The sequence below is a fragment of the Actinomycetospora sp. NBRC 106378 genome (genome assembly GCF_030269685.1).
Taxonomy (GTDB): Bacteria; Actinomycetota; Actinomycetes; order Mycobacteriales; family Pseudonocardiaceae; genus Actinomycetospora.
This window is the reverse complement of record NZ_BSTT01000021.1, coordinates 25629-44310: the sequence shown is the minus strand read 5'-3', so window position 1 is coordinate 44310 and position 18682 is coordinate 25629. Positions and strand designations below refer to the sequence as shown.

The 18682-nt window shown below is 73.7% G+C and carries 17 protein-coding genes; 8 read left to right on the top strand and 9 right to left on the bottom strand.

Features of this window, described 5'->3' with window-relative positions; translation table 11 throughout:
• Positions 1-407: 407 nt before the first annotated feature.
• Both QSK00_RS28525 and QSK00_RS28520 read right to left on the bottom strand, forming a co-directional pair.
• Positions 408-1775, bottom strand: coding sequence for an NAD(P)/FAD-dependent oxidoreductase (locus QSK00_RS28525; protein ID WP_285596539.1), 1368 nt, complete (start codon positions 1773-1775; stop codon positions 408-410).
• A gap of 76 nt (positions 1776-1851) precedes the next feature.
• Positions 1852-2946 carry an FAD-dependent oxidoreductase gene (locus tag QSK00_RS28520; protein WP_285596538.1) on the bottom strand — a complete coding sequence of 365 codons (1095 nt, stop codon included), beginning with the start codon at positions 2944-2946 and terminating at the stop codon, positions 1852-1854.
• Between the two features lie 70 nt (positions 2947-3016).
• On the opposite strand from QSK00_RS28520, the gene QSK00_RS28515 reads away from it, so the two are divergent.
• The 3 genes from QSK00_RS28515 (at position 3017) to QSK00_RS28505 (ending at position 4733) form a co-directional block, all read left to right on the top strand.
• Entirely contained in the window at positions 3017-3565 is a 549-nt protein-coding gene (locus tag QSK00_RS28515; RefSeq protein WP_285596537.1) for a TetR/AcrR family transcriptional regulator, read from the top strand.
• A 69-nt stretch (positions 3566-3634) separates the two neighbouring features.
• Positions 3635-4042 (top strand): PPOX class F420-dependent oxidoreductase, encoded by a 408-nt coding sequence (locus QSK00_RS28510; protein ID WP_285596535.1) that lies wholly within the window; start codon positions 3635-3637, stop codon positions 4040-4042.
• A 25-nt stretch (positions 4043-4067) separates the two neighbouring features.
• Positions 4068-4733, top strand: coding sequence for a DUF998 domain-containing protein (locus tag QSK00_RS28505; protein ID WP_285596533.1), 666 nt, complete (start codon positions 4068-4070; stop codon positions 4731-4733).
• A gap of 237 nt (positions 4734-4970) precedes the next feature.
• On the opposite strand, the gene QSK00_RS28500 is transcribed toward QSK00_RS28505, so the two are convergent.
• Entirely contained in the window at positions 4971-6740 is a 1770-nt protein-coding gene (locus tag QSK00_RS28500) for an MFS transporter (protein WP_352231176.1), read from the bottom strand.
• Between the two features lie 122 nt (positions 6741-6862).
• Between QSK00_RS28500 and QSK00_RS28495 the strand changes: the two genes are divergently transcribed.
• The 4 genes from QSK00_RS28495 to QSK00_RS28480 are packed head-to-tail and all read left to right on the top strand — an operon-like array spanning position 6863 to position 11082.
• Positions 6863-7540 carry a mycothiol-dependent nitroreductase Rv2466c family protein gene (locus QSK00_RS28495; RefSeq protein WP_285596532.1) on the top strand — a complete coding sequence of 226 codons (678 nt, stop codon included), beginning with the start codon at positions 6863-6865 and terminating at the stop codon, positions 7538-7540.
• 18 nt (positions 7541-7558) lie between these two features.
• Positions 7559-8440 (top strand): polysaccharide deacetylase family protein, encoded by an 882-nt coding sequence (locus QSK00_RS28490; protein WP_285596530.1) that lies wholly within the window; start codon positions 7559-7561, stop codon positions 8438-8440.
• A 55-nt stretch (positions 8441-8495) separates the two neighbouring features.
• A complete protein-coding gene (locus QSK00_RS28485) occupies positions 8496-10214 on the top strand; it encodes an FAD-dependent oxidoreductase (RefSeq protein WP_285596528.1) in 1719 nt (572 codons plus the stop codon).
• A 1-nt stretch (position 10215) separates the two neighbouring features.
• A complete protein-coding gene (locus tag QSK00_RS28480) occupies positions 10216-11082 on the top strand; it encodes a dioxygenase family protein (RefSeq protein ID WP_285596526.1) in 867 nt (288 codons plus the stop codon).
• Positions 11083-11097: 15 nt separating this feature from the next.
• On the opposite strand, the gene QSK00_RS28475 is transcribed toward QSK00_RS28480, so the two are convergent.
• Complete coding sequence (locus QSK00_RS28475; RefSeq protein WP_285596615.1) at positions 11098-11955, bottom strand: LLM class flavin-dependent oxidoreductase; 858 nt, start codon at positions 11953-11955, stop codon at positions 11098-11100.
• Entirely contained in the window at positions 11955-12983 is a 1029-nt protein-coding gene (locus QSK00_RS28470) for an aldo/keto reductase (RefSeq protein WP_285596525.1), read from the bottom strand. The genes QSK00_RS28475 and QSK00_RS28470 overlap by 1 nt, the downstream gene beginning before the upstream one ends.
• An 88-nt stretch (positions 12984-13071) precedes the next feature.
• Between QSK00_RS28470 and QSK00_RS28465 the strand changes: the two genes are divergently transcribed.
• A complete protein-coding gene (locus QSK00_RS28465; protein WP_285596523.1) occupies positions 13072-13629 on the top strand; it encodes a TetR/AcrR family transcriptional regulator in 558 nt (185 codons plus the stop codon).
• Between the two features lie 4 nt (positions 13630-13633).
• Here QSK00_RS28465 and QSK00_RS28460 read toward each other — a convergent pair whose 3' ends face one another.
• From QSK00_RS28460 to QSK00_RS28445, 4 genes are all read right to left on the bottom strand, one after another.
• Positions 13634-14086: a (2Fe-2S)-binding protein gene (locus QSK00_RS28460; RefSeq protein ID WP_285596519.1), complete on the bottom strand. Its 453-nt coding sequence runs from the start codon at positions 14084-14086 to the stop codon at positions 13634-13636.
• A complete protein-coding gene (locus tag QSK00_RS28455) occupies positions 14086-14901 on the bottom strand; it encodes an FAD binding domain-containing protein (RefSeq protein WP_285596516.1) in 816 nt (271 codons plus the stop codon). The genes QSK00_RS28460 and QSK00_RS28455 overlap by 1 nt, the downstream gene beginning before the upstream one ends.
• Complete coding sequence (locus QSK00_RS28450; protein ID WP_285596515.1) at positions 14898-17051, bottom strand: xanthine dehydrogenase family protein molybdopterin-binding subunit; 2154 nt, start codon at positions 17049-17051, stop codon at positions 14898-14900. The genes QSK00_RS28455 and QSK00_RS28450 overlap by 4 nt, the downstream gene beginning before the upstream one ends.
• A gap of 217 nt (positions 17052-17268) precedes the next feature.
• Positions 17269-18618, bottom strand: a complete 1350-nt coding sequence (locus QSK00_RS28445) for an MFS transporter (RefSeq protein ID WP_285596513.1) — start codon at positions 18616-18618, stop codon at positions 17269-17271.
• Positions 18619-18682 lie beyond the last annotated feature (64 nt).

Here is an 18682-nt window from a genome sequence, read left to right as displayed (position 1 = left end):
CGACGGGACGGGCCCGAGTTCGAGTAGCCGGGCAGCACACCTCCGGGTCTGGGGGGGTGACCCGGATTTCGTCGGGGGGAGACGTTGCTGCCCGGCTACGGATGCCACGGTAAACCTTGCGAGGACCCGACGACAAGCGTCGGCGCGGAAATCGCGATCGCGCGGGAAACCGGGCGGTAGGTCGGATCACGGTGCGGAGCAGGGGAGCGTGCCACCGGACGCCGGTTCTGCGAACGCCCAGCTCACACGCGGGGTGGCGGATGGGGGAGACGTCGACTCCACCTGGGGGGCGAATTGATCGTCCGGTCGAATTCACAGTGCACGATTCAATTGTTCGGCGCGACGGAAATGCAGAACCCATGGTTCCGTATGCATGTATCGATCCGGTCGCGGCCGTCACCATTTCCTCACGCGTCGGCGCCGGAGCGCGCCGTGGCGTGCGGGAAGCCGAGGTGGTGCTGCGGCACCTCGGGCGAGGCGGTGTCGAGCGGGACGGCGGGGGAGCGGACGAGCCCGAGCTGGGCGCTCTGGCGCGGCTGCAGGGCCTCGAGCATCCAGTCCACGGCGATCCGCAGGCGGTTCCCCGGCATGGCGGCGAGGTGGTAGCCGCGGGTCACCACCTTCGCCGGGAGTCCGGTCAGCGGGACGCGCAGCGGGGCGGCGGCCGCCTCCAGGCCGCCGAGGTCGACGACGAAACCGAGGTCGCGGTGGCGGTACGGGCGCACGGTGCCGTAGCCGAGGGAGGCGGCGACGTTGCGCCCGGCCAGCGCGCCCTGGCGCACGGCGTGCTGGGCGGTCATCGGGGTGGCCTCCCCGGGGCGACTCGGGTCGGGCACCGCCGCCGCGTCACCGCACGCGTAGAGGTCGGGACGGCCCGGCACCTGCAGCGTCGCCTCGACCACCACCCGCCCGCCGTCGATCTCGATGGGCAGGTCCTCGATCAGCGGGTCCACGCGCACCCCGACGCACCACAGCAGCGTCCGGGTCGCGATCCGCTCGCCGGAGGACAGGAGCACGTCGTCCCGCGCGGCCTCGTCCATGGTCGTGTCCGTGTGCACCTCCACCCCGCGACGACGCAGGACGGCGTCGGCGGTGCGGGAGAGGTGCTCGTCGAGCCCGGCGAGGACCCGGCCCCGGCTGACCAGCACCCAGCGCATGGAGTCCGGGTCGAGGCCCCGGCTGCGCGCCAGGGCCCGCGTGAACAGCTGGCCCTGCGCGGCGACCTCGGTCCCCGTGTAACCCGCGCCGACCACGACGAAGGTGCACCGCGCGGCGACCTCGTCCGGATCCTCGCTCATCGCCGCGAGGTCGACCTGGCGGACCAGGTGGTCGCGCAGGTAGTGGGCCTCGGGGACCCCGCGGAAGCCCACGGCGTACTCGCTCACGCCCGGCACCGGCATCACCTTGTGGACGCTGCCGGCGGCGAGGACCAGGCGGTCGTACCCCGTCCGGTGGGCGACACCCTCCGGGTCGAGCCAGCCGATCTCCCGGGCCTCGAGGTCGATGGCGTCCACCTCGCCCGGCGCGTGCCGCACGCACGGGGGCAGCGTGTCGGAGAGGGCGACCGCGATCCGGCGCGGCTCGAGGATCCCGCCCGCGACCTCGGGGAGCAGCGGCAGGTAGAGGAAGTAGTTCGTGGGGCTGACCACGACGATGTCGATCTCGCCACGGGTGCGCCGGGCCAGGGATTTCGCCGTGTGGTATCCGGCGAAGCCGCTGCCGACGATCACCACCCGGGGTCGTGTGCGGACGGTGCCGTCGGCCCGGGGTGTCATGGTGGCCGAGGGTGCCTCATCGAACACGGGGCGCGGAACCGCCCACGTCACCACGAGATGTCGTTCCTGTGACGGCTCACGCCTCCTGGAGCATCTGCGACAGGTGACGCAGGCTGTGGGCCGGCGCGTCCGGCGCGATCGCGTCCGCGATGCCGGCGGCCGCCCCCCGGGCGGCGGCCTCGCTGCGCGGGAACATCAGCTCCTCGTACGCGGTGATCCCCGCGGGGCCGTGCTCGGCGAGGGCGAGGGCCAGGTCCGAGCCGTCGAGCATCGCGAGGTTCGCGCCCATCCCGGAGAACGGGCTCATGAGGTGGGCGGCGTCCCCGACGAGGGTCATCCCGGGCACGGGCTCCCAACGGTGCCCGACCGGGAGTGCCGTGATCGGCCGCACCACGAAGCCCTCGTCGGCGGCCCGGACGAGGTCGGTGAGCTCGTCCGCGTAGTCGGCGAAGTACCCGAGCAGGACGTCGCGGTCGTCGAGGTCCGGCGTGTCGGCGGGGCGACGCAGTGCCGCGTAGCCCCGGACGACGCCGCGGGCGTTGCGCTGGGCGATGAGCGAGCGGTTCGCGTAGGGGGCCGACATCGACCCGCGGCCGACGAGGGCGGCGAGGTCCGGACGGCGGGTGTCGACGTCGGTCAGGCGGAACTCGACGAACACGACGCCGGAGTACTCGGGGCGGGCCGGGGAGAGCAGCGGCCGGACCCGGGACCAGGCCCCGTCGGCCCCGACGACCACGTCGGCCGCGAGCCGGGACCCGTCGTCGAGCACGAGGTCCGTGCCGTCGATCCGGTCGAACTTCGTGCCCCAGCGCACGGTTCCGGGGCGCAGCGCGTCGAGCAGGAGTGCCCGCAGGTCGCCCCGGTCGATCTCCGGCGCCACCTCCTCCGGGCCGGCGACGTGGCTGATCAGGGTCTCCCCGGTGTGGGCGAGCAGGCGCACGTCCTGGCCCTCGGGGCGGGCGACCGCGTGGAAGGCGTCGAGGAGGCCGGCGCGCTCGAGGGCGGTCTGCCCGGAGCCGGCGTGCATGTCGAGCGTCCCGCCCTGCGGGCGGTCGTCGGGGCCGTGGTCGCGGTCGAGGACCACGACGTCGTAGGGGGCGTCCAGGCGCTGCAGGACGCGGGCGAGCGTGAGGCCGGCGGGGCCGGCGCCGATGACGGCGAGCGTGGTCACGACCCCGACCGTAGATGCAGCGAGTACGAAAGTGAAGCGACTACAGTTTCGGATCGGCTACGGTATCGGCATGACCTCGCCACCGGGCCGTCGGGAGCGGAAGAAGGCCGCGACGAGGGCGGCCGTCGCCGAGGCCGCTCTCGGGCTCTTCCTCGAGCGCGGGTTCGACGCGGTGACGGTGAAGGACGTCGCCGAGGCGGCCGACGTCTCCCTGACGACGCTGTTCAACCACTTCCCGAGCAAGGAGGCGCTGGTCTTCGACGAGGAGGCCGAGCGCGAGGCCCGGCTGCTGGGGGCGGTGCGCGACCGGCCCGGGGACGTGGACGTGCTCACCGCGCTGCAGCGCTTCGCCCGGACGGCCGCCGACCGGCGGGTCGAGCCGGGATACGACGGGTTCATCGCGATGATCGAGGCAGCTCCCTCGCTCCAGGCCTACTCGCGGCGGATGTGGGAGTCCTACGAGGCCTCCCTCGCCGCGGCGGTGGCGCTCGACGCCGGACTCGACACGGCCGATCCGCGCGCCCGGGCCCTCGCCCACGTGGTGATCGGCGCGCTCACCCTCGACCCGGCACAGGTCGACGCGGTGTTCGACCTCCTGCGCCACGGCTGGACGGTGTGAGCGGCGTCGCGCTGTGACCTGACCCCACGCTGGATCGATCCGGTCGATCACGCGGGTAAGTCTGGGCTCGTGACTGCCTCGCTCGTGACCCTCGGCGACCAGCGCTTCGTCTCGCTCACGACCTTCCGCCGCTCCGGTGACCCCGTGGCGACCCCGGTGTGGGTGGCCCGCGACGGCGACGGCCTCGTCGTCTACACCACCGCCGAGAGCGGCAAGGTCAAGCGGCTGCGCCACGACCCCCACGTGGAACTGCGCGCGTGCGACCGGCGCGGCCGCGTCGCACCGGGGACGCCCACCGTGCAGGCGACGGCCGTCGTCGACGACGCCGCGGGCGCGGTCGACGATGCCGAGGACCTCCTGAGGGCCAAGTACGGCTGGGAGTTCGGCGGCATCCGGTTGATCCAGGCGGCCGAGCGCACCTTCCGGCGGGGCGGCCCGCCGCGGGAGCGCGTGGTGCTCCGCCTGACGGTGGACTGACGCCCCGCCCGGTCATCCTGGTCCCGTGACGATCTCCGCGACCCGGGTGCGGCCCTCCCTGCTCGGCCGGGCGGGCGCGCTCGGGGCGCTCGCCGTCGTCGTCGTGGTCGGTCTTATGCACCTGCTGGAGCCGTGGTCGCGACACGACCCGGTGCGCCGGACGATCAGCGAGTACGCGGTCGGCCCGGGTGGCTGGCTCTTCGACGTGGCCGTGCTCGGTCTGGTCGTGGCCACCGTGGCGGTGGTCGTCGCCCTCTCGGTGCGGCAACCGGTCCCGACGGCGGCGGTGGTCCTGTTCGGCGTCTGGTGCGTCGGGCTCGTGCTGGTCGTGGTGTTCGAGAAGACGAACTGGTCGGTCGGCCCCAGCCTCTCCGGGTCGATCCACCGCTACGCGAGCCTCGCGGCGTTCTTCGCCCTCCCCGCGGCCGGGCTCCTGACGGTGCGCGGACACCGCGGCGAGGCGTGGGCCCGGTGGACGACGGCGTTCTCTCTGCTCGCGCTGGCGTCGTTCCTGCCGATCATCGGCGCCATCGCCCTGGACCCGCTGCTCACCACGCCCTGGTACCGGGCCGTGCCGCTGGGACTGATCGAGCGGGTGCTCTCCCTGGCGGAGGTGCTGGTGGTCGTGACGCTGGGGTTCCGGGCTGCACGCTCGGTCCCGGTCGAGCGAAGGGCACCGTCGCTCAGGTAGCGGGCTCGGCCCTACCGCCTGGCCGCGAATGGCACATCAGACAGTTTCCGGTGCTTCGCGGCATGCCTCACGTGCCCCTCGCGGTGATCCCGGCGTGAGGCCGTGTCGATCAGCTCCTGCACCTGCGGCTACGACGACGTCGGGGGCTGCGGCAGCCACGCGCGCGAAGATCTGATCGCGCGGAGCGAAGTGATCGCTGAGCGACCACTTCGCTCCGCGCGCCTGGATCTTGCTGGCTCAGGCCGGGAGCGCGGCGGGCTCGCGCAGGTCGACGTCGCGGGAGACGGGGCCACCGCCGAGGTGCTCGGCGTGGGACGCGCCGTCCGCCCGGACGACGAGCAGGTGCGGCGCGCCCGGCTCGGCCGCGGCGACGACGTAGGTCCCGTCCACGGCCGACACCGCCCGACCGAGCTGGCGGCCCGCGTTGCTCACGACGGTCACGGTCGCCCCGACCACCGGCTCGCCACCGCGACGCACGACGCCCGAGACGAGCGGGCGCGCGACGGGCGCCGTGGCGGGCTCCGGCACCCCGACGACGGGCTCTCTCCCGACGACGGGCTCCGGCTCCCCGATGGCGGGCCGGTTCCCGACGACGGGTGCGGGCGCCGCCGCGTCCGGCTCGGGGCGGCGCGGCACGAACGCCATGATGACCAGCGCGATGACGGCGCCCCCGGCGCCGAGCAGCATGACCAGCACGAACGCGCCCTCGGTCGGAGCGCCCGACGCCGAGACCAGCGAGGCGAGGAGCACGCCCGCGATGGCGCTGGCGAACGAGGTCCCGAGCGCGCGCATGAGGTTGTTGAGGCTGTTGGCGGCCGCCGTCTGGGTCACCGGCACCGCCGCCATGATCAGCGCCGGCATCGCGCCGTACGCCAGCCCGATCCCGCAGGCGATGGTGACCGAGCTGATCATCAGCTGCCACACCGCGCCGTGGAACAGTGCGCCGATCCCGTACCCGACGGCGACGACGACGGCGCCGACCATCAGGGTCGTCCGCGGCCCGGAGGCGGCGCTGATCCGCGCCGACACCGGCGACATCGCCATCATGCAGAGCCCACCGGGGGCGAGGACCAGGCCGGCGACGAGGATCGACTGCCCGAGGCCGTAGCCGGTCGAGGCCGGCAGCTGCAGGAGCTGGGGGTAGACCAGCGACATCGCGAACATCGAGAAGCCGAAGACGATCGACGCGGCGTTGGTGAGCAGCACCTGACGTCGGGCGCTGACCCGCAGGTCGACCAGCGGCTGGGGGGTCCGCAGCTCCCAGAACGTCCACGCCGCCAGCACCACGACCGCCACCGCGAACAGCGTCACGGTCGTCGCGCTGCCCCAGCCCCAGCCGGAGCCCTTCGACACCGCGAGCAGGAGGCTGACCAGCGCGACCGCCAGCCCGACCGCGCCGACGACGTCGAACCGGCCGCCCGCCCGTTGCGCGGACTCGGGCACGAGGGCGAGGACCAGCACGAGGACGAGGACGCCGAGCCCGGCGGCCGCCCAGAACAGGACGTGCCAGTCCGCGGTCTGGGCGATCAGGGCGGCCAGTGGCAGTCCGAGCGAGCCACCCACGCCGAGCGAGGCGCTCATCAGCGCGACGGCCGAGCCGAGACGTTCCGCCGGCAGCTCGTCGCGCATGAGGCTGATGCCGAGCGGGATGAGGCCGGTCGAGAGCCCCTGCAGGGCGCGCCCGACGATCAGCGGCACCAGCGACGTCGACAGGGCCGCGACCACGGACCCGGCGATGAGCATGACCAGGCAGAACAGCAGCATGCGCCGCTTGCCGGTCATGTCCGCGAGGCGGCCGACGATCGGGACGGCGACGGCGGCGGTCAGCAGGGTCGAGGTGACGATCCACGCGGTGTCCGCGGGGGCGGCGCCGAGCAGGCGCGGGAACTGCGGCACCAGCGGGACGACGAGGGTCTGCTGGAGCGAGACCGTGATGCCGGCGAGGGCGAGGACGGCGACGAAGGCGGGCGACTTGGCCCGCGCCTCGTGGGGGGCGGCGGTGGTCACGGCACTCCTCGAGCAGGGGGCGACCCGACAATGATGGCACGGAGCGCCAAAAAGTCGCGCGGGACGGTGCGCGCCGGTCGCCGCACGGATGGCCGATCGGCCGTCCGGGTAGACAGGCCTGCGTGCCCGACCTCGAATTCTTCTTCGACCCCCTCTGCCCGTTCTGCTGGGTGACCTCCCGCTGGGTGGTGGAGGTGCAGTCGCAGCGTGCGCTGCGGGTCGAGTGGCGGCCGCTGTCGCTGGCGCTGCTCGACGAGAAGCTCCCCGACGAGCAGCCGGAGCGCTCCGACGCGCGGCTCCGCGGGCTGGAGATGCTCCGCGTGGTCCACGCGGCCCGGGAGGCGCACGGCTCGGAGGTCGTCGGGGACCTCTACACCGCGCTCGGTGAGCTGGTGTGGGACGCCGAGCCGGTGGAGGGCACCGTCGAGGCCGTCGTGCACGAGATGGCGCGCGAGCGGGACCTCACCCCCGCGCTGCGCGAGTGCGGCCTGCCGGTCTCGCTCGCCGAGGCGGCGTCGGACACCACGCGCGACGCGGCGCTGCGCGACGAGACGTTCGAGGCCGTCGACCGGTGCGGCGGGGGCGTCGGCACGCCGATCCTGTCGTTCGACGGCAAGACCGCGCTGGTCGGTCCGGTGATCGACGAGCCGCCGGCGGAGGAGGACGCCGAGGACCTCTACGACGCGGTCGACAAGCTGGGGCGCTGGCCCGGGTTCGCCGAGCTCAGGCGCTCGGCGCGGTCGTTCCCGGTGACGCGGCTGTCCGCGAACCTCGCGCGCACGGATACCTGGGTGCGCTGACCGGGCACTCCTGCTCGCATGGCGAAGGAGATCCTGGTCAGCTACGGAGTCGACATCGATGCGGTCGGGGGGTGGCTCGGCTCCTACGGCGGGGAGAACTCGCCCGGCGACATCTCCCGCGGCCTGTTCGCCGGTGAGGTCGGGGTGCCGCGGGTGCTCGAGCTGTTCCGCCGCTACGGGCTGCGGCAGACGTTCTTCTGGCCCGGGCACTCCATCGAGACGTTCCCGGAGCAGTTCGAGGCCTGCGTCGCCGCGGGCCACGAGATCGGCGTGCACGGCTACAGCCACGAGAACCCGATCGCGATGTCGCGGCAGCAGGAGTCGGACGTCCTCGACCACTGCATCTCGCTGATCGAGAGCCGCTCCGGCACCCGGCCCACCGGGTACGTCGCGCCGTGGTGGGAGTTCTCCGAGATCACCAACGAGCTCGTGCTCGACCGCGGGCTGCGCTACGACCACTCGCTGATGCACGACGACTTCACGCCCTACTACGTCCGCGTCGGCGACTCGTGGACGAAGATCGACCTGGAGCGCGAGGCGGCGGACTGGATGAAGCCGCTGGTCCGCGGCGAGGAGACCGACCTCGTCGAGCTTCCGGCGAACTGGTACCTCGACGACCTGCCGCCGATGATGTTCATCAAGGGCAGCCCGAACTCGCACGGCTTCGTCAACCCGCGCGACATCGAGCAGCTCTGGCGCGACCAGTTCGACTGGGTCTACCGCGAGATGGACTACGCGGTCTTCACCATGACGATCCACCCGGACGTCTCCGGCCGGCCCCAGGTCCTGCTCGCGCACGAGCGGCTGATCGAGTACATCAACTCCCACGAGGGCGTGCGCTGGCTGACCTTCGACGAGATCGCGCAGGACTTCCAGCAGCGCTCGCCGCGGCACTCGTAGAATCTTCAACGAGACTCTTGCGGCCCGACGTCAGGACGTCGCAGGATTCCGATCCATGGTGACCACCGACGTCGTCGTCGTAGGGAGCGGTCCGGCCGGGGCGTCGATGGCGCTGGCACTGGCCCGGCTGGGCGTGGACCACATCGTGGTCACCCGGTACGAGACCCTGGCCGCGGAGCCCCGGGCGCACATCACGAACCAGCGCACCATGGAGGTGCTGCGCGACCTCGGCGTCGCGGAGAAGGTGGAGGCGCTGGCCACTCCCCAGGACCTCATCGGCACGACGACGTTCTGCACCTCGCTGGCGGGGGAGGAGCTCGGTCGGGTGCGCTCCTGGGGCACCCACCCGCGCAGCCGTGCCGCGCACGCGCTCGCGAGCCCGGCGGGCATCTGCGACATGCCGCAGAGCCTCATGGAGCCGATCCTGGTGCAGGGCGCGCAGGCCGCCGGGTCCCGCATCCGGTTCTCCACGGAGTACCTGTCGCACGCGGTCGACGACGACGGGGTCACGGTCACCGTCCGGGACCGCCTGCGGGGCGACGAGTACGAGATCCGCGCGAAGTACCTCTACGGCGCGGACGGTGGGCGGTCGCGGGTCGCGGAGCACGCCGGGCTTCCCATGCGCGGCGACATGGGCGTGGCCGGGTCGCTCAACATCGTGTTCCGCGCCGACCTCTCGCCGTGGGTCGCGCACCGCCCGAGCGTCCTCTACTGGGTGCTGCAGCCCGGGTCGGACATCGGCGGGATCGGGATGGGCGTGGTCCGCATGGTCCGACCCTGGAACGAGTGGCTGACGATCTGGGGCTACGACGTCGCCGACGGACCGCCCGACCTCTCCGAGGAGTTCACGACGGGGCTCGTCCGGCAGCTGGTCGGGGTGGACGACCTCGACGTCGAGATCGTCGGCAGCTCGGCGTGGACGGTGAACCACATGGCCGCCGACCACTACGGCTCGGGGCGAGTGTTCTGCGGCGGCGACGCCGTGCACCGGCACCCGCCGTCGAACGGGCTCGGGTCGAACACCTCGATCCAGGACTCGTTCAACCTCGCCTGGAAGCTCGCCTACGTGCTGCGCGGCTGGGCGGACCCGTCGCTGCTCGACACCTACAGCGACGAGCGCGCGCCGATCGGCCGGCAGGTCGTCGACCGGGCGAACCAGTCGATCGGCGAGACCGGCCGCATCTTCGACGCGCTCGGCGTGAGCGGCACCGACGACCCCGCCGTCATGCGGGAGAACATGGCCCGCCGTCGGGAACCCGCCGCCGAGAAGCAGCGCCGGGCACTGCGCGAGGCGATCGCGTTCAAGGCCTACGAGTTCGACGCGCACGGGGTCGAGCTGAACCAGCGGTACGTGTCCTCGGCGGTCGTCCCGGACGCGCTGGCGCCCGACCCGCTGGCCGCGATCGAGGACCCCGAGCTCACCTACGCCGCGTCGACGACACCGGGTGCCCGCGTGCCGCACGTGTGGCTGGCCGGGCGCCACGGCGACGTCTCCACGATCGACCTCGCCGGGCACGGGCGCTTCACGCTGTTCACCGGGCCGGGCGGGTCGTGGCCGGCCTCCGAGCAGGTGCGGGTGGTCGTCGTCGGCCCGGGGGAGGAGATCGAGGACCCGTACGGCGACTGGGCGCGGCTGCTCGAGGCCGAGGGGATCGGGGACTCCGGCGGGGTCCTCGTGCGGCCCGACCACCACGTCGCCGCGCGGTTCGCCGCCCTGCCCGACGACCCGGCCGCGACGCTCGACGCGACGGTGCGCCGGATCCTGGGGGCCTGACGTGGACTTCAGCGAGGCGGACTCGGTCGACGCCGTCGTCGCGAGCTTCGCCGACACCCCGGACCCCCGGCTCCGCGAGGTCATGACGAGCCTCGTGACCCACCTGCACGGGTTCCTGCGCGACAGCCGGCCGTCGCTGGCCGAGTGGGAGACGGCGATCGGCTTCCTCACGGCGATCGGGCAGAAGTGCGACGAGCACCGCCAGGAGTTCATCCTGTTCTCCGACGTGCTCGGGGCGTCGATGCTGGTGGAGACGATGGAGGCCGAGCGGCAGGCCGGCGACGCCACCTCCTCCACGGTGCTCGGGCCGTTCCACGTGGTGGCGAGCCCCGAGCGCGCGCTCGGCGACTCGATCTCGCTGGTCGACGGCGGCGAGCCGTGTCTGATCACGGGCCGGGTCACGGCGCCCGACGGCACGCCGGTCCCCGGGGCGCGGATCGACGTCTGGCAGGCCGACGAGAAGGGCTTCTACGACGTCCAGGTGCCCGACGCCCAGCCCCTCGGCAACGGGCGGGGGCTCTTCGCTGCCGACGACGACGGCCGCTACCACTTCCGCAGCATCGTCCCGGCGCACTACCCGATCCCGACCGACGGGCCGGTCGGGCAGCTGCTGACGGCGACGAAGCGGCACCCGTACCGGCCCGCGCACGTGCACTTCATCGTCGAGGCCGAGGGCTACGTGCCGGTGACCACGCACGTCTTCGTCGCCGGCAGCCCGTACCTCGACTCGGACGCCGTGTTCGCCGTGAAGCAGGCGCTGGTCCGCGACTTCGCCCCCGTCGACGACGCGGACACCGCCGATCGCCTCGGGCTGCCGAACCCGTTCCGCCGGGCGGAGTTCGACGTGGTGCTGCAGCCGACGGGCTGAGGTCGGACCCGTCGGTCAGCTCCGCGTGACGATCTGGTCGGCCAGCCAGTGCACCACCTTCTCCGGATAGGGAGCGGGCAGCGAGAGGACGAGGTGGGAGAAGCCCGCGTCGAGGGCCTCGGCCACGTGGGCTCGGGTCTGTCCCGGGTCGTCGTAGGAGACCGGGACGACGAGCGACCGGGTGATGCTCGCGGGGTCCCGACCGATCTCCGCGCAGTACCGGTCGAGCAGGGCGCCGCGGGCGCTCGCGTCGGCGACGTCGCCGCCGGGGTAGTTCCAGACGTCGGCGTGCTCGGCGACGACGCGCAGGGTGCGCCCGGCGCGCCCGCCGATCACCAGGGGCGGGCCCGGACGCTGCACCGGCTTCGGGCTGCACCACGCCCCGGTGAGCTGCAGGTACTCGCCGTCGACGTCGAACGGCTCCTCGGCGGCCCAGAGCCGGCGGAGCAGGGTGCACGTCTCGGCGAGCCGCGCGACGGCCTCGGCGGAGTCCCAGTACGGCAGGCCGTGGGCCTCGTACTCGCGGCGGGCGAACGGGACGTCGGGGCGCGAGCCGGCGCCGAGCCCGAGGTCGAGCCGCCCGTCGCTGACCACGTCCACCGTCGCGGCGATCTTCGCGAGGACCGCCGGCGGGCGGAACCGGTTGCTGGTGACGAGCACCCCGAGACGCAGGCGCTGCGTGGCCGCGGCGAGCGCCGCGAGCAGCGTCCAGCCCTCGAAGGTCGGACCGAGCGGGTCGCCGAAGATCGGCAGCAGGTGGTCGTAGAGCCAGGCGTGCTCGATCCCGTCGACGGTGTCGGCCTCCTGCCAGACCCGGAGCAGGTCGCGGTAGTCGACCTGCGACGGCGCCGTGATGATCCCGAAGCTGGGCATCACGCGGCCGACCGTTCGGTCGCCGGACGACGGCGCAGGCGGGGCTGCGCGAGCGGCGGGGTCCCGTACGCGTGCGGCAGCGGGCTGACGTCGGTGCCGGGCGCCACGATCTCGTCGATCCGGTCGAGGACCTCGTCGTCGAGCGCGACCTCGGCGCCCGCCAGGACGTCCTCGAGGTGGGCCATGGTGCGGGGGCCGATGATCGCGCTGGTGACGGCGGGGTGCGCGACCACGAACGCCATCGCGAGGTGGGTCAGGGACAGGCCCGTCTTGTCCGCGAGGGTGATCAGCTCCTCGACGGCGTCGAGGCGGCGCTCGTCGCGCATGTGCGCGAACCCGTACTGCGCCCGGCGGGTGTCCGGCTCCTGGCCCTTGCGGTAGCGGCCGGTCAGCATCCCGCCCGAGAGCGGGCTCCACACGAGGGCGCCCATGCCGTAGCGCTCGACCGTCGGCAGGACCTCGCGCTCGATCCCGCGGTCGAGGATCGAGTATGGCGGCTGCTCGGTGCGAAAGCGCTCCAGGTTTCGGCGCTCGGCGACCCACTGCGCCTCGACGATCTGCGAGGCCGGGAAGGTCGACGACCCGATGGCGCGCACCTTGCCGCTGTGCACGAGGTCGGACAGGGCCGAGAGGGTCTCCTCCACGTCGGTGTCCGGGTCGGGGCGGTGCACCTGGAAGAGGTCGATGTGGTCGGTCTGCAGGCGGCGCAGCGAGTCCTCCACGGCCCGGACCAGCCAGCGTCGGGAGCTCCCGCGTCGGTTGGGGTCCTCGCCCATCGGGTTGAACGCCTTGGTCGCGAGCACGACGTCGTCGCGGCGGCCCTTCAACGCCTTGCCGACGATCTCCTCCGACTCGCCCTGCGAGTACATGTCCGCGGTGTCGACGAAGTTCACGCCGGCGTCGAGGGCGCGATGGACGATCCGGACGGACTCGTCGTGGTCGGGGTTGCCCATCGCGCCGAACATCATGGCGCCGAGGCAGTAGGGGCTGACCTTGATGCCGGTCCGGCCGAGTGTGCGGTACTGCACGGGTTCCTCCTGAGCTAGGCTCCGCGGAAGCGGAACGTGCTTCCGGAACCGTAGACGGAACCTGGTTCCGGTTGCAAGGGGAGGTGTCGTGTCGACTCCGCGACGGGTCCGCGCCGACGCGCGGCGCAACTCCGACGCGCTGCTCGAGGCGGCCACCGAGGTCTTCGCGACGGCGGGCGTGGACGCCCCGGTGCGCGACGTCGCGGCCCGGGCCGGGGTGGGGGTCGGGACCGTCTACCGGCACTACCCGAAGCGCTCCGACCTGGTCGCGGCCGTGTTCCGCCACCAGGTCGACGCCTGCGCCGACGCCGCGCCCGTGCTCGCGGCGTCGCATCCCCCGGCCGAGGCCCTCGACCGGTGGCTGGCGCGCTTCGTCGAGTTCCTCGCGACGAAGCGCGGGCTCGCCGCGGCGCTGCACTCGGGCGACCCGGCCTTCGACGCCCTGCCCGCCTACTTCGACGCCCGCTTCCGGCCGGCGCTCACGTCGCTGCTCGAGGCCGCGGTCGCGGCGGGCGAGGTGCGCGACGACGTCCCCGCGGTCGACCTGCTGCACGCGGTGGCCCACCTGTGCCTGCCCGCCGAGGGGGTGCTGCCGGACCACGCCCGGCGCATGACGGGCCTGCTGGTGGACGGGCTGCGCCTCTGACCCGTCAGTCGGGTCGAGTCCCCGCGGCCCGGGCGGCGTTCCGGATGCCCTCGTAGCCCGTGCACCGGCAGAGGTTCGAGGCGAGCAGGGCGTCGAGGCGGTCGTCGTCGTCGACGACGGTCGGGTCCTCGTCCAGCGCACCGCGCAGCAGCATCAGGAAGCCCGGCGTGCAGAACCCGCACTGGAGCGCGTGGTGCTCGGCGAAGACGCCGGGCAGCGGGTCGTCGTCGGCGAGGCCCTCGACCGTGCGGACCTCGTGACCGGTCGCCTGCACGGCGAGCACCAGGCACGAGCGCACCGGCTCGCCGTCGAGCAGCACCGTGCACGTGCCGCAGACCCCGTGCTCGCACCCGAGATGGGTCCCGGTGAGACCCAGGTCCTCGCGCAGCACGTCGGCGAGGGCCCGGCGCGGTTCGACCGTGACCTCGTGGCGCGTGCCGTTGACGTCGAGCTCCATCAGGAGGCCTCCTGCAGCGCGCGGCGGACGAGCACGCCCGCGACGTGCCGGGTGTAGGGGATCGGGGCGTGCGGGTGCTCGCGCGGGTCGGCGTCGAGCTGCGCCGCGGCGGCGCCCGGGTCGTCGCCCCGGGCGAGGGCGGCCTCGGCGGCGTGGGCGCGCACGCCGGTGGGTGCCGCGCCCGCCAGGCCGAGCCGCGATCCACCGTCGGGAAGGAGCGCCGCGACGGCGGCGACGTGCGCGTAGCTGGCGTGGGTGCGCCGCGACTCGACGACGCCGACGCGGGTGCCCTCGGGGAGGACGGGGACGAGGAGGGCCGTCGCCAGCTCGTCCGGTCCGGCCGCCGGCGTGAAGGAGTCGCGCAGGAAGTCCGCGACCGTCACCTCCCGGCGTCTGCGGACCGAGACGAGCTCCACCGTCGCGTCGAGCCCGGCGGCCAGGCCGCACCACTCCGACGACGGGTGGGCGACGCAGAGGCTGCCGACCATCGTCCCGCGACTGCGCACCGGCGGGTGCGCGATCCAGCGGGCGGTCGCGGCCAGGAGCCGCCCGAGCGGCCCGCCGACCGCGCCGCGCTCCAGGTCGACGTGGCGGACCCGGGCGCCGATCCGGACCCGGTCGCCGTCGTCGTGCACTCCCCGCAGCTCCTCGATCCGGGCGATGTCCACCAGCAGCGACGCCGAGGTCCGGCGCCACCGCAGGTCCTGCAGCAGGCTCTGGCCGCCCGCGATCACGCGTGCGCCCGGGGTGCCGAGCAGCGCGACCGCCTCGTCGAGCGTCGTCGGGGTCGCGTACTCGAACGGTGCCGGCTTCACGGCTGCATCGCCTCCCACACGACGGACGGCGTCAGCGGCATCCGCAGCCGGGACGGATCGCCGCCGAGGGGTCGGATCGCGTCCGCCACGGCGTTCACGACGGCGGGTGGCACGCCGATGCATCCCGCCTCGCCGGCTCCCTTGACGCCGAGCGGGTTGTCGGGCGCGGGCACCGCGGTCTCGTCGACCCGCAGGTCGCGGGGCATCTCCGCGGCCGTGGGCAGCAGGTAGTCGAGCAGGCCGTCCGGCATCACCGTGGCGCCCTCGTCGTCGAGCACGACTCCCTCGGTCAGCACCTGCCCGAGGCCCTGCGCGATCGAGCCGAGGGTCTGGCCGTGGGTGGCGGTGTGGTCGAGGACGGTGCCGTAGTCGTCGACGGCGACCAGCCGGAGCAGGGTCACCGCGCCGAGGTCCGGGTCGACCTCGACCACGACGCCGTAGCTGCCGTACGGGAACGCGGGCGGGGAGGTGAAGCGGTGCTCGGCGTGCAGCGGTGCGAGTTCGGCCACGGGGAGCTCCCGGGTCCCGGCGCGGAGCACGCCCTTGTCCCAGGCGACGTCGCCGGAAGAGAGGCCCCAGCGGGCCGCGGCCTGCAGGCGGGCCTCGTCGATCAGGGCGTCGGCCGCGCCCGCGAGGGCGGCGCCGCCCATCTGCGTGCTCCGGCTGGCGAACGTGCCGTGGCCCTCGGGGACCTCGCCGGTGTCGCCCTCGACGAGGTCCACCACGTCGGCCGGGACGCCGAGCCGGTCGGCGACGAGCTGCGCGAATACCGTCCGGTGGGGCTGGCCCGTCGAGGAGGTGCCGACGCGCCCGGTGAAGCCCGCCGGCTCCACGGTGACCGACCCGTACTCCTCGAGGATCCCGGGCTCGCCGCCGCTGCGCTCGACGTAGCAGGCGATCCCGACGCCGGTCGGCCGCTCCCGCTCGCCGCGCCACCGGTCGGGTTCGAGCAGCTCGAGGCACCGGTCGAGGCAGGCGGCGTAGTCCCCGCTGTCGTAGCGGCGGCCGGTGGGCGTGTCGTAGGGGAAGTCGCGCACGAGGTTCCGGCGCCGGAGCTCGGCGGGGTCGAGACCGAGCTCGGCGGCCAGCTCGTCGACCGCGCGCTCGACCGCGTACGCCGCCTCCGGCCGACCGGCACCGCGGTAGGCGTAGGTGGGCGCCGTCGTCGTGAACCAGGAGCGGACCGTCGCGTGCACCTCGGGGACGGCGTACGCCTCCGAGGCGGCGAGGGCGGTCTGCCCGGGCAGGGCGGCGCCGAGCGGGTGGGCGCCGATGTCGGCGTCGACCTGCAGGTCGATGGCGAGGATGCGCCCGTCGACGTCGGCGGCGATCCGCACGTGCTGGTCCTGGCCGCGACCACGGCTCGACGCGGTGAGCGCCTCCGTGCGGTCCTCGACCCAGCGGACCGGCCGGCCGAGGTCGCGGGCCGCCGCGACGACGGCGAGGTACTCGGGGTAGGTCGGGCTCTTCGAGCCGAAGGCGCCGCCGGCGTCGGGGACGATGACCCGCACGTCGTCCTCGGCCAGACCGAGGGCGCCGGCGATCCCGGTGCGCAGGCCGTGGGGGAACTGGTGGGAGCAGTGGACGGTGAGCGGGGAGCCGGGCTCCACGAGGATCGCCCGAGCCTCCAGCGACGTCGGCGCGAGGAGCTGCTGGCGGTAGCGGGAGTCGATGACGACGTGGGCCTCCTGCCAGGTCGTGTCGGCGACGGGCGGGCCGAACTCCTTCTCGAGGGCGAGGTCGTCGTGGTCCGGGTACAGGCGATCGGCGCGGCCGGGAGCGGCGTGCCCGGGGCGGCGGTGGAGGTCGAGGCGGACCGCGGCGGCGGCGTCCTCGGCCCGGTACCGGTCGTCGGCGATCACGACCGCGACCGCCTCGCCCTCGTGCCGCACCCGGTCGGTGGCCAGCGGACGCCACGGCGGGGAGTCGTCGGTGCCGAACATGGTGGGGACGTCGCCGACGTCGGTGAGGTCGTCGGCGGTGAGGATCGCGGCGACGCCGGGCAGGGTGCGGGCCGTCGTCGTGTCGACCCCGAGCAGGTCCGCGTGGGGGACCGGGCTGCGGACGAAGGCGGCCTCGAGGCACCCGTCCACGCGCAGGTCGGCGGTGTAGCGCCCACGTCCTCGCGTCAGCCTGTCGTCTCCGCGCACCGGAGGGGATGCCTCGCGGGGCGGGATCTCAACCCGGGCGACGGGCCGCCCCGCCGTCCGCGAGACTCACACCGGGCAGGTCGCGGCGGCCGCGGACCTGCCTGGTGTGACCGTCGCGAACGCGTCGGACGGTGCTCCGAGCACGAGAGTTGCGTGAGGCAGGTTCTGCGGCCGGAGAACCTGCCCGACGTGCACCTCGCGAACGCGTGGGCCGGGCCTACCGGGTCGCCGCGGCCGGCTCCGGGGCGGAGACGTCGTACAGGTTCCGCCGGAAGCGCTCGCGGATCGAGGCGACGGCGACGAACGTGATCGCAGCGCAGGCGATGATGTACACCGCCACCGACCAGGACGCTCCGGTGGCCGCCAGCAACGCCGTCATGATGAACGGCGCGAGCCCGCCCGCGAGGACCGACGCGACCTGATAGCCGAGCGACGCGCCGGAGAAGCGGACGTCGGCGGGGAACATCTCGGCGTAGAGCGTGGCCTGCGGCCCGTACATCGTCGCGTGGATGGTGAAGGCGATGAGCAGGGCGAGCAGCACCAGCGGGACGGACCCGGTGTCGATCAGCCAGAACAGCGGGAACGCGAACACCGCCATCGACACGCAGCCGATGAGGTAGAGCTTCTTGCGCGAGCCCATGCGGTCGGTCAGGGCGCCGAAGAACGGCATCGTGACGAGCTGCGAGAGCCCGGCGACCATCACGCAGACCAGGATCGAGGTGCGGGACATCCCGACCTCCGTCGTCGCGTAGCCGAGGATGCCGGAGATCAGGATGTAGAAGACGGCGTTGACCACGAAGAACGCGCCGGCGGCCTGCACGATCGCGAGCCCGTGGTGGCGGACCGCCTGCACGAGCGGCGCCTTGCGGACGCCCGCCTCGCGCGCCGCGGCGGCCGAGCGCTCGCGCAGCTCGTGGAACACCGGGGTGTCCTCGATCTTGAGCTGCACGTAGACGCCGATCCCGATGAGCAGCAACCCGGACAGGAACGGGATGCGCCAGCCGTACGCGTCGAAGGCGGCGGGGGACATGGTGGCGGTGAGGATCAGGAAGAACAGGTTGCCCAGCACCGCGCCGGCCACGGCGCCCGTCTGGACGAGGCTGCCGTAGTAACCCCGGTGCTTCTCGGGCGCGTGCTCGACGAGCAGCAGCGCCGCCCCGCCCCACTGCGCCCCGACGCCGAGGCCCTGCACCAGCCGGGCGACGACGAGCAGGACCGGCGCCCACACCCCGATGCTGGAGTAGGGCGGCAGGACGCCCACCGCGAAGGTCGCCAGGCCCATCACCAGCATCGCGCCCACGAGCGGGGGCTTGCGGCCGAAGCGGTCCCCGATGTGGCCCGCGATGATCCCGCCCACCGGCCGTGCGACGAACCCGACGGCGAAGGTGGCGAACGAGGCGAGGGTCCCCGCGACCGGGTCGGCCGAGGGGAAGAACTGGTGGCCGAGCACCAGGGCGGCCGCGGTCGCGTAGATGAGGAAGTCGAACCACTCCAGCGTCGTCGCGAAGACCGCGGCGGCGGCGAGCCGCCGCATCTTCGCGGGAGCGACCTCGGTCCCAGCCGTCACGGCGTGCCTCCACCTGTCTCGGTACGAACGATCGTTCGTAACGTACGAGTGTGGTCCACCTCAT